Below are 10,555 nucleotides of genomic sequence, written 5' to 3'. Positions count from 1 at the left end.
CCGTACTGGTTTAAAGTTAATCCACTATAAAATGCCGCAAAACCTACCGCTTTCAGACGACCTTATCAGACTGTTGAGGCTTAACTCAATCTGCACTTACTGCTTCGATAACTACATGAACATGAAAGCAGGTATCGAATTACTGATTTTTTTCTTGAAGGAATTGATTAAAGTTTAAAAAAAAGCTATTCAATGCCATTTCTTCATCGTAATAGAGGGAAAATAGTAATTTATCCCATGAAACGCTATATCGATCAATGTTGAACTTTGCTTGAATCCAGTCTGTAAATTCTATTAGTATTTCTGAATTATCTGTTTGTTTAGGATTTCTAAAATGCCAACCATCTAGAAAAGCTTTTAAGCAAAAAATACTATTGCGTCCAATATACATTGCCGGCCTTTTTTCTATTTCTAAAATAAGCTTTACAATGTTATTCTGCATTTTTAATCTTTCCAAAAAGAAACTACCGAATGCCCCATAATACTTCTTCGTAAACTCTGCGAACGGCATTTACTCTAAACTCTCATCCCACGCGCTACAAGATTCATATCCCTTTTCTTTTTTAAAAGGTCGTCTGAAAACGAAATTCACGAAGTAAATTACCGTTTACTCCTACAAAAAACCCTCTTCCCGCAAAAACTTCTCCAGCCTCTCCGCAAATACCTTATAGCCCGCCGCGTTGGCGTGTATTTGATCGGATTTCAACTTCTCATCACTCAAAATTTCAGACCATGCGCCTTCAAACAAAGGGATTTTGTATTGTTCGGCAAGTTCCTGATAAAGCGGGTGATCGCTCAAATGACCGAACAATGCGCCGACGCTCAGGTGCGGTACGCCCACTAAGACGGTGGGGATGTTTTCCTTCTGCACGCCTTCGATGATTTTGGCGATATTGGCACGGGTTTCAGCTTCGGGAAATTTACGCAAGAAGTCGTTGCCGCCTATGCTGATAATCACAAGCTTGGGTTGGCGTTGCAACAGCGCGGGCAGGCGCGACAGGGCTTGTGCGGAGGTATCGCCGGAAATGCCGCCATTGATGATGTCCCAACCGGTCAGCTTTTGCAGTTGCGCGGGATAGGATTCGGCAGGGTCTGCGCCGTAGCCGTAGGTGAGCGAATCGCCCAAAGCAAGTACGGTACTGCCTGCGGCAATTTTCGTCTGCTTCTTGCCGGATTTACTGCCGCAAGCTGCAAGCAGCAAAACGCTTGCGTAAGTAAGGAATGTTCTTCGTGTGAGCATATTTTGTTTCTGATTCTTGAAAGTATCACGGAAGCTGCCGCGTTAATTTTGTACATCTTGATCTTGAAGATGGAAAGTGATAGGCATCCTAAATTCCATCCATACAGGTTTGCCATCTTTAACGTTAGGTAAAAAGATGCCTCCCATTGCCCCTTTCCTTGCCGCATTATCCAACATGTTATAACCTGATCTTTTTATCACTTTGATGCTCTCCAATTTACCCTCCGGCGAAACTACGCCCCCCAATATAACCTCACCCTCATCCCCATTTTCCCATGCTACAGGAGGATAAGGAATGTTCACCCGTCGATATAAACCGCCTTCATAGTTGTCGTTTTCCCCATAGAGCAAGTAAATATGTTCCGCATAAGACGGAACGTTTTGACACACGCTCCGCACCTCGCCGTTTGCATTGGTTTGATCAGAGCAAGTTTGAGCAGGTTCATATCGCTTCGGACGCTTCTGCGCCAATGCGGCTTTGCACAATGCCGTTCCTGCCGACTGATCACGGCACACTGCGCCATCAACCCTGCCTTTTTTATTAATGACGGACAATACCGGCAACACGCCGCCCTTACGCCCGTCAGGCGTCGGAATAACCACCACTTGCGGGTTTGCTGCCTGCGGACGTTTTAAGATTTTTTCAACAGGCGGCAGTTTTTTGCCCGGCATGGTGGAACCTGCAGTCAGAAGAGTGGGCAGCATCAAGAGTGTTAAAGCGGATAGTTTGAACAGGTTCATTTTTTGTTTTCTTTATGTTTGATGATTTATCTTGTAGGGTTATTAAAAAGATTATGACATAGAAAATAGGGAAAACCTGAATTTCAAAGGACAAAATCTGCCCCAAGGTCGTCTGAAAACAGTTATTTCTGAAACCGGCAAAGCAAGTTGCCTCAAAACCCGTTTTCAGACGACCTCTGCCCATTTCGGGCGGCATTTTAAAACTTCTTGATAAACCGGACAGCTTTCAATATGCGCACCGGGCAGGTAGCCGGTACTCATTAAAAATTCGCCGACGATTTCGCCGCCGACAAATTTGAAATGTTTCTTAAAGAGCTTTACCCACCCGGCTTTATCGAGCGGATGGTTCGTATCGAGCCAGTGTTTGAACGAGCCGTATTTCTGTTGCAACTTTTTGATTTGTCGGGCGTTGTAAATGACGGCATTGATTTTCAGGCGGTTGCGGACGATGCCTGCGTCGGCAAGCAGGCGTTCGATGTCGGCTTCGTCGAATGCGGCGACAGCGTCGATGTCGAAATCTTTAAATGCAGCCCGAAACGCCTGCTGCTTCTTCAGCATCAACGTCCAGCTCAAACCCGCCTGATTGATTTCCAACACCAGCCGTCCGAACAACTCATTGTCGTCTGAAATCGGAAAACCGTATTGCTTATCGTGGTAATGTTTGTTGGGGTTGTCCGTATCGTTTGGGAGTGCGGCAACAAATTCGCAGTAATTCATGTTCTATCGGTCAAGCGCAACAAAGGTCGTCTGAAAACCTAAAACAGGGTTTCAGACGACCTTTCACAATCGAAACGCGGCAATATGCCTGCCGCGCCATTTTAAAATCAATCCACTTCGCCCGCGTATTGCTCGGCGGTCAGCAAGCCGTCGTAGTCGGCTGGATTGGCAGGTTTGATTTTGAAGAACCAGCCTGCGCCGTAAGGATCGCTGTTGGCAGTTTCCGGCGCGCTGGGCAAATCTTCGTTGACGGCAACGACTTCGCCTGCAATCGGCGCGTACACGTCGGACGCGGCTTTCACAGACTCAACCACACCGGCTTGTTCTTCGGCGGCAAGGTTCGCACCGACTTCGGGCAGCTCGACGAACACGATGTCGCCCAACAACTCTTGCGCGTGGTGGGTAATGCCGACGGTAACGGTACCGTCGTCTTCAAGGCGCAGCCATTCGTGGCTGGCAACGTATTTCAGTTCGGCTGGGATGTTGTTGCTCATGGTTTGGTTCTCCTTTAAGAACGGTTTAATTTAGCTAGTAGTGAATCTCGCGATACTCTCCTACTAAGTGTAAGTGTATAAGCAAACCTTACAAACAAAAAACTTTATGAATCCTAGTATCTGAATATTGATATGGGCCATGAATAGAAGCCGACCAGCCATGTAAATCAACAATTCTTTCCAAATGCTTGAATTGCACTTTCCAATCTACATAAACTCTCCATTCTTCAAAATCAATATCTTTCACAATACCCAACGCTCTAACTTCCATTTTTTGTTCAGGTACACTATGAATTTTCTTTACTGCTATCTTATCTCCAATAGAAATCTCCTTGAATTTTTCAATCTGCCTTTCTATTGAATTTGGTCCTTTACTTTCTTCCCCCGTTGGAACCTTCTTATTCCAACAATACCAATAACCCCGTTCTATAAAGCTCTCTAAGGCATCATCCACACCACCAAACATGGCACCTACAATCCAATAATTCATCACAACAAACTTTCTTTTTTATTTGAATACCATTTCTAACTTCTTAATTTAGGTAAATCAATACCCATTTTTTATTTCAGACGACCTTTACTTTGACAAAGGTCGTCTGAAACCTTCTGACTATTTTCAATCAAACTGTTTCTGTCCGTTGCGCACAAACGGCAGCTTCAATACGCGCACGTCCACCTCTTTGCCGCGTATCAGCACTTTGGCGGTATCGCCGTCAAAATCTTTCGGAACGCGGGCGATGGCGATGGATTGTTTCAGGCTGGGCGAGAATACGCCGCTGGTGGTTTCGCCTTTGCCTTTGTCGGTCAACACTTCCATATGCGCGCGCAGGATGCCGCCTTTGTCGAGCAGCAAACCGACTTGTTTGACGGCAACGCCTTTTTCTTTCAATGCCAACAAGGCGGCTTTGCCGACGAAATCGCGGTTTTCGTCTTTCAAATCAACCGTCCAGCCCATGCCTGCTTCGAGCGGGCTGGTGTCGTCGTCCATATCGTTGCCGTAAAGGTTCATGCCGGCTTCCATGCGCAGGGTGTCGCGCGCGCCGAGGCCGCAGGGCTGTACGCCGGCTTGTTGCAGGGCTTTGAAAAATGCGACGGCTTCGGTGCCGGGCAGGATGACTTCGACGCCGTCTTCGCCGGTGTAGCCGGTGCGGGCGACAAACCAGTCGTTGCCCAAATCCGCGCCTTGGAACGGTTTGAGATTATTGACGACATCCGCCCATTCGGGTTTGACGGTCAGGAGTTTTTCGATGGCTTTAGGACCTTGTACGGCAAGCATACCGAGGTCGTAGCGCGGGTTGAAGGCGACGCCGAATTCTTGTCCGACTTTGTGGAACTGGGCGGTGTCTTTTTCGCGGGTCGCGCCGTTGGATACGATGCGGTATTGGGTTTCGGCTTCGTTGGTGCGGTAAACGATCAAGTCGTCAATCACACCACCGTTGTCGTTGAGCAGCGCGGAATAAAGGGCTTTGCCGACGAAGGCGAGTTTGGCAACGTCGTTGGCAATCAGTTTGCGGAAAAAGGCTTTGGCGTTCGCTCCGGCGACATCGGTAACGAGCATGTGGGATACGTCGAACATACCTGCGTCGGTGCGCACGGCTTCGTGTTCGGCGATTTGCGAACCATAATGGATGGGCAGCTCCCAGCCGGCAAAATCGACCAGCTTCGCGCCTGCATCTTGATGGGCTTGGTGAAACGGGGTGGTTTTCAGGGCAGTCATTCTCAGCTTCTCCGGATTTATTGTTCAGATGCCGTCCGCACATAAGCAGCGCGGAAGACCCTATCTGTCCTTGAACCTGAGATTTTCGGCATACCCGCTTGATGTCAAACCAGTCTGCTCACTGCTTTGCGCGGTTGTCTGAATGGTGGTTCAGACGGCCTTCTCCCCTTCGGTGGGTGCGATTGCACCGCTCTCCAGATGTTTTATTTCAATGTGCAGTCCCTGTTGCCTGAGCGATTTAAGGGCATCTGCGCCTTCGGCGGCTACATGTAACCTGATGTAGCTCTCTCCTGCACATGCCCCGATTATGGCTTGAAAAGGCGGTTTGGGCAAGCCGTCTTTTATATGGCTGCCATTCGTTTTGCCCAAATTGGCTAAAGCCTGTTTGCAGATATGAAATTAAATCAATTTGTTTGCATCCATACTTTTTAACACAGATTATTTTCAAAAATACTTTTTCATTGGTTGATTGTATGTTAAGTAAATGTTATTTGTTATATACTCTGCCTGACTGGTCAATCTGAACGTTCACACGAACGCTATCCGACTTATTTCCATCTTATACAGCAACAGGGAGCAAACTAAATGACACCGATAACCTTGGATAAAACCGACCTTAAAATCTTACAAGTCCTACAAGAAAACGGCAGATTGACCAATGTCGAATTATCCGAGCGGATCGCGCTTTCCCCCTCCCCCTGCCTGCGCCGCCTGAAGCAATTGGAAGACGCGGGCATCATCCGCCAATATGCCGCCCTGCTCTCCCCCGCAGCCGTCCATTTGGGCTTGCAGGCATTTATCCGCGTTTCCATCAGCAAAGCAAAAGATGCGCGTGAAGACTTTGCGCAATCGGTGCAAGAATGGCCCGAAGTATTGAGCTGCTTCGCCCTGACCGGCGAAACCGACTACCTGCTCCACGCATTTTTCACCGATATGAACTCATTTTCCCATTTCGTTTTGGATACGCTCCTGTCTCACCACGGCGTACAAGACGCGCAGTCCAGCTTCGTGTTGAAAGAAATCAAAAACACAACCGCCCTGCCGCTGGGACACCTCATCCCCGATTAAAGGCAAAACTCAAAGGTCGTCTGAAAACGTAAACCCTGTATTTCTCAGCGTTTTCATTTTCAGACGACCTTTTTCCGTCCTAACGGCGATATCCTGAGAACAGAGAATTTCATGCTATACTTGAGAACTATTTTTAATTAAATCAAATCCTAATTCCCGCATGACTACCCCTGACTCCGCCACCGTAACCGACCACACCCGCCAATGGCTCGAAAAAGCCGTCATCGGACTCAATCTCTGCCCCTTCGCCAAAGCGCCGCACGTCAAAAACCTCGTGCGCATCAGCGTCAGCCAAGCCCGCCATCTGGACGGTTTCCTCGAAGACCTCGACCGCGAATTGCAGCTTTTGGGCGACACGCCCGCCGACGAGCTGGAAACCACCCTGCTTGTCCACCCGACCCTTTTTCCCGACTTCGACACCTTCAACCAAATGCTCGACATTGCCGATGCCGCCGTTGTCGACAACGGTTTGGAAGGCATTGTCCAAATCGCCCCGTTTCATCCCGATTTCCAATTTGAAGGCACGGATTCAGACGACATCGGCAACTACACCAACCGCTCGCCCTACCCCACCCTGCACCTCATCCGCGAAGACAGCATTGCCAAAGCCGCACAAGCCTTCCCCGACGCCTCCGCCATTTTCGAGCGCAACATCGCCCTGCTCGAAAAAATGGGACACGAAGGCTGGGACAAGCTCGATATTCCCCGCTGCCCGTTTGATCACGGCAAAACCAAAGCATCCGAATAAGATTTCCAACAAAACAACATGATTCGCTACTTACTCATCTTTTGCGGCGCAGTTTCCTTTCTCTTAGGCATCATCGGCATTTTTCTGCCGATTATGCCCACCACCCCCTTCATCATCCTTGCCGCCGCCTGCTGGGCAAGAGCCTCGCCCCGTTTCCACCGCTGGCTGCACCAACACCGCTATTTCGGCCCCATGATACAAAACTGGGAAAACAACGGCGCCGTCCCGCGCAAAGCCAAAATCTTCGCCATCAGCATGATGAGCCTATCCTGCATCTTCATGTTTTGGCGCTTTCCCGAAAAATGGTGGATAGGCGCGGCGTCCACATTGGGCTGCGGCTGCGTCGCCGTCTGGATGTGGCTGCGTCCCGAACCCTGATTCGCATCCAAAACACAAGGTCGTCTGAAAACGCAGTTTCCGTTCCGAAACCGTATTTTCAGACGACCTTTTGTCATTTCAAACCATCGGTTTTAAAATATCCGCAACACAAACTGCCAAAAGGAAAACCGCCATGGCACAATTCTTCGCCATCCACCCCGACAACCCGCAGGAACGCCTGATCAAACAGGCCGCCGACATCGTCCGCAGCGGCGGGGTCATCGTGTACCCCACCGACTCCTGCTACGCGCTCGGCTGCAAACTCGGCGACAAAGCAGCGATGGAACGCATCCTCGCCATCCGCAAAATCGACTTGAAACACCACCTGACCCTCATGTGCGCCGATTTGAGCGAATTGGGCACTTACGCCAAAGTCGATAACGCCCAATTCCGCCAGCTCAAAGCCGCCACCCCGGGCAGCTACACCTTCATCCTGCAAGCCACCAAAGAAGTCCCCAACCGCACGCTGCACCCGAAACGCAAAACCATAGGCCTGCGCGTTCCCGACAACAACATCGCCTTGAGCCTGTTGCAGGAATTGGACGAGCCGCTGCTCAGTTGCACCCTGATGCTGCCCGAAGACGACGAGCCGCTGACCGACCCTTACGAAATCCGCGACCGCCTCGAACACAGCGTCGATTTGGTGATTGACGGCGGCTGGTGCGGCACCGAGCCGACCACCGTCATCGACATGACCGATGGTACGGAACTCATCCGCCAGGGCAAAGGCGACACCGCCCTATTCGGTCTGTAAACCCCAAAAACATATAGTGGATTAACTTTAAATCAGGACAAGGCGACGAAGCCGCATACAGTACAGATAGTACAGGCGAGGCAACGCGCCGTACTGGTTTAAAGTTAATCCACTATAAAAGGTCGTCTGAAAACCCGAATCAGTTTTCAGACGACCTTTTGACATTGCCCTAGCCGAAAACAATCGGCTTATTCGGAAATCAACGATGCTGCGGATTGTAGCGGTTTTCCAAGCGCAGGAACACCCAGCCCAAGAAAGTCGTCATCAAGAGGTAAATCAGCGCAACGGTATAGAGCGGTTCTTCATAAACGGAATAGCGGCCGCTAATCGTACTTTGTACATAAGCCAGCTCCGCCACGGCGATAACTGACAACAGCGAGCTGTCTTTCAAAAGCGTAATAAATTCGCTGGCAAGCGGCGGCAGCATACGGCGCAACGCCTGCGGGAGAATCACATAGCGCATCGCCTGCGGATAAGTCAGACCCAGCGAACGCGCCGCTTCCATCTGACCGCGGTCGATGGACTGGATGCCCGCGCGGAAAATCTCGCAGATATATGCGCCGGAGTTGGCGATCAAGGCAAGCGAACCGGCAATCAGCGCGCCGTAAGAGCGTCGGATTTCCACCGCCTCGTCGCCGTTGATCAGCAAACCGTCGGTAGGATGGACGAAAAACGGGAACCAGACGTAAGACCAAATCACAATCTGCACAAACAGCGGCGTACCACGGAACAGCGTTACATACAGCAGCGAAACCTTACGCAAAACCCAAGCCAGCGCGCGCATGGGCGCACCCGCTTTTTCCAGATGAATCAAGCGCGCCAGCGCGAGCAGCAGACCCAATACGGAGCCGCCCGCCGTCGCCACTACGGTCAAGCCCAGCGTCGTCAGCGCGCCGTAGAAAAACATCCAGCGGTATTCGTAAATAATGTCAAACCGAAAATCCATACTCGTCCGCCTGTCTAAAACTCTGGGAAACGGTTTGCGGCAGCCGCCCGATTCCCGAACATTGGAAAAATGAAACTCGATATTTTACAAGAAAATACATTTTTTGAATGCCTTTTTGTTAAATTAATCGGGTTGCATCCGTTTTTTTTACATTTCCCCATCCGTCGCGCCTATCCGCCAATCGTCGCACTCGAATCCGTTTTCTTCTGAAAAAACAACGCAAAACAATCCCGATATGCCGCCGCAAAATTGACCGTCCCGACAAAAAGGCGGATAATCCGCCCATCCTTAAAACACCGTTTCAGACGACCTTTTCCCGTGATTTAAAAGGTCGTCTGAAACCTTTTATAAAGCACGAACATGAAAGCACCCGAACTCCTCCTTCCCGCCGGCGGCCTCGAACGTATGCGCGCCGCCTACGATTACGGCGCAGATGCCGTTTATGCCGGCAGCCCGCGTTACTCCCTGCGCGCCCGCAACAACGAATTTGCGAAACTCGACGTCCTCGAGCAAGGCATTAAAGAAGCGCACGAGCGCAACAAAAAATTCTTTTTGACCGTCAACACCCTGCCGCACAATTCCAAACTCAAAACCTTCGTCGCCGACATGGAGCCGCTGATTGCCATGAAACCCGACGCACTGATTATGGCGGATCCGGGTTTGATTATGACCGTGCGCGAAAAATGGCCGGAGATGCCGATCCACCTGTCCGTACAGGCCAACACCACCAACTACTGGGGCGTGAAATTCTGGCAGAACATCGGCGTCGAGCGCATCATCCTGTCGCGCGAATTGAGCATGGAAGAAATCGCCGAAATCCGCCAAGAATGCCCCGACATCGAACTCGAAGTCTTCATCCACGGCGCATTGTGCATCGCCTACTCAGGCCGTTGTCTATTGTCGGGCTATTTCAACCACCGCGACCCCAACCAAGGCACCTGCACCAACTCCTGCCGCTGGGACTATAAAGTCCACAACGCCACTGAAAGCGATGCGGGCGATGCCCAGCTTCTGCAAGGCTTCAACTTTGAAAAAGCCCAAGAAGAAGCCAACCAAAACTTCGAAGGCATCAACGGTCAGAAACGCCACCCCTACGCCGACAAAGTCTTCCTGATTGAAGAGTCCAACCGCCCCGGCGAAATGATGCCGATTATGGAAGACGAACACGGCACCTACATCATGAATTCCAAAGACCTGCGCGGTATCGAAGTCGTCGAAAAACTCGCCAAAATCGGCGTGGACAGCCTCAAAGTCGAAGGCCGCACCAAGTCGCTCTACTACGTCGCCCGCGTCGCCCAGTCCTACCGCAAAGCGATTGACGATGCCGTCGCAGGCCGTCCGTTTGACTACGGCTTGTTGAGCGAACTCGAAGGCCTCGCCAACCGCGGCTACACTTCAGGCTTCCTCGAACGCCACCAAACCCAAGACTATCAAAACTACCTCAGCGGCCATTCCACCGCCAAACAAAGCCAATACGTCGGACACGTTACCGAAATCGATGCCGAAGGCTGGGCAACGGTGGAAGTCAAAAACCGCTTCGCCGTCGGCGACACCTTGGAAATCATCCACCCCGAAGGCAACCAAACCATTACGCTGGAACAAATGACCCGCAAAGGCACAGCCGTCGAAGTCGCTCCGGGCAACGGCATCCAAGTCAAAATCCCGAATATGCAGGGCAAAGAAAAAGCCTTGCTGGCGCGGGTCATCAAATAATCATGAGGTCGTCTGAAAATTTTCAGACGACCTTTGTTT

13 protein-coding genes and 1 riboswitch are annotated in these 10,555 nt (G+C 50.5%); of the genes, 5 read left to right on the top strand and 8 right to left on the bottom strand.

The features are described 5' to 3' along the window. Window positions 1-139: 139 nt before the first annotated feature. The 7 genes from HMPREF3050_RS07145 to gcvT form a co-directional block, all read right to left on the bottom strand. On the bottom strand, window positions 140-442 hold the full coding sequence (locus tag HMPREF3050_RS07145; RefSeq protein ID WP_107813120.1) for a hypothetical protein: 303 nt from the start codon (window positions 440-442) through the stop codon (window positions 140-142). 171 nt (window positions 443-613) lie between these two features. Further along, window positions 614-1,240, bottom strand: a complete 627-nt coding sequence (locus HMPREF3050_RS07140; RefSeq protein ID WP_070774260.1) for an arylesterase — start codon at window positions 1,238-1,240, stop codon at window positions 614-616. A gap of 42 nt (window positions 1,241-1,282) precedes the next feature. Further along, the gene (locus tag HMPREF3050_RS07135; protein ID WP_070774259.1) at window positions 1,283-1,981 is read right to left on the bottom strand and encodes an energy transducer TonB; all 699 of its coding nucleotides are present in this window, start codon (window positions 1,979-1,981) and stop codon (window positions 1,283-1,285) included. A gap of 165 nt (window positions 1,982-2,146) precedes the next feature. Then, window positions 2,147-2,698: a DNA-3-methyladenine glycosylase I gene (locus HMPREF3050_RS07130; RefSeq protein WP_070774258.1), complete on the bottom strand. Its 552-nt coding sequence runs from the start codon at window positions 2,696-2,698 to the stop codon at window positions 2,147-2,149. A gap of 107 nt (window positions 2,699-2,805) precedes the next feature. Then, window positions 2,806-3,192: a glycine cleavage system protein GcvH gene (gcvH, locus tag HMPREF3050_RS07125; protein ID WP_070774257.1), complete on the bottom strand. Its 387-nt coding sequence runs from the start codon at window positions 3,190-3,192 to the stop codon at window positions 2,806-2,808. 88 nt (window positions 3,193-3,280) lie between these two features. Next, complete coding sequence (locus HMPREF3050_RS07120; RefSeq protein WP_070774256.1) at window positions 3,281-3,682, bottom strand: hypothetical protein; 402 nt, start codon at window positions 3,680-3,682, stop codon at window positions 3,281-3,283. 126 nt (window positions 3,683-3,808) lie between these two features. Continuing rightward, window positions 3,809-4,909, bottom strand: coding sequence for a glycine cleavage system aminomethyltransferase GcvT (gene gcvT, locus HMPREF3050_RS07115; protein WP_070774255.1), 1,101 nt, complete (start codon window positions 4,907-4,909; stop codon window positions 3,809-3,811). A gap of 206 nt (window positions 4,910-5,115) precedes the next feature. After that, window positions 5,116-5,212, bottom strand: a riboswitch (glycine riboswitch). 282 nt (window positions 5,213-5,494) lie between these two features. Between gcvT and HMPREF3050_RS07110 the strand changes: the two genes are divergently transcribed. The 4 genes from HMPREF3050_RS07110 (at window position 5,495) to HMPREF3050_RS07095 (ending at window position 7,857) form a co-directional block, all read left to right on the top strand. Next, entirely contained in the window at window positions 5,495-5,977 is a 483-nt protein-coding gene (locus tag HMPREF3050_RS07110; RefSeq protein ID WP_003759951.1) for an Lrp/AsnC family transcriptional regulator, read from the top strand. Window positions 5,978-6,137: 160 nt separating this feature from the next. Further along, window positions 6,138-6,725, top strand: coding sequence for a DUF1415 domain-containing protein (locus HMPREF3050_RS07105; protein ID WP_060975230.1), 588 nt, complete (start codon window positions 6,138-6,140; stop codon window positions 6,723-6,725). 18 nt (window positions 6,726-6,743) lie between these two features. After that, window positions 6,744-7,103 (top strand): YbaN family protein, encoded by a 360-nt coding sequence (locus HMPREF3050_RS07100; RefSeq protein ID WP_003777107.1) that lies wholly within the window; start codon window positions 6,744-6,746, stop codon window positions 7,101-7,103. A gap of 133 nt (window positions 7,104-7,236) precedes the next feature. Further along, a complete protein-coding gene (locus HMPREF3050_RS07095; RefSeq protein ID WP_070774254.1) occupies window positions 7,237-7,857 on the top strand; it encodes an L-threonylcarbamoyladenylate synthase in 621 nt (206 codons plus the stop codon). Window positions 7,858-8,056: 199 nt separating this feature from the next. Here HMPREF3050_RS07095 and HMPREF3050_RS07090 read toward each other — a convergent pair whose 3' ends face one another. Further along, complete coding sequence (locus HMPREF3050_RS07090; protein ID WP_003759965.1) at window positions 8,057-8,803, bottom strand: amino acid ABC transporter permease; 747 nt, start codon at window positions 8,801-8,803, stop codon at window positions 8,057-8,059. Between the two features lie 360 nt (window positions 8,804-9,163). Here HMPREF3050_RS07090 and yegQ point away from each other — a divergent pair, with 360 nt between their 5' ends. Further along, complete coding sequence (gene yegQ, locus HMPREF3050_RS07080) at window positions 9,164-10,516, top strand: prephenate-dependent tRNA uridine(34) hydroxylase TrhP (RefSeq protein ID WP_070774253.1); 1,353 nt, start codon at window positions 9,164-9,166, stop codon at window positions 10,514-10,516. Window positions 10,517-10,555 lie beyond the last annotated feature (39 nt).

This window comes from Neisseria sp. HMSC065D04 (genome assembly GCF_001815675.1).
In the GTDB taxonomy this organism is placed as follows: Bacteria; Pseudomonadota; Gammaproteobacteria; order Burkholderiales; family Neisseriaceae; genus Neisseria.
This window is presented reverse-complemented; position numbering and strand designations above follow the sequence as displayed.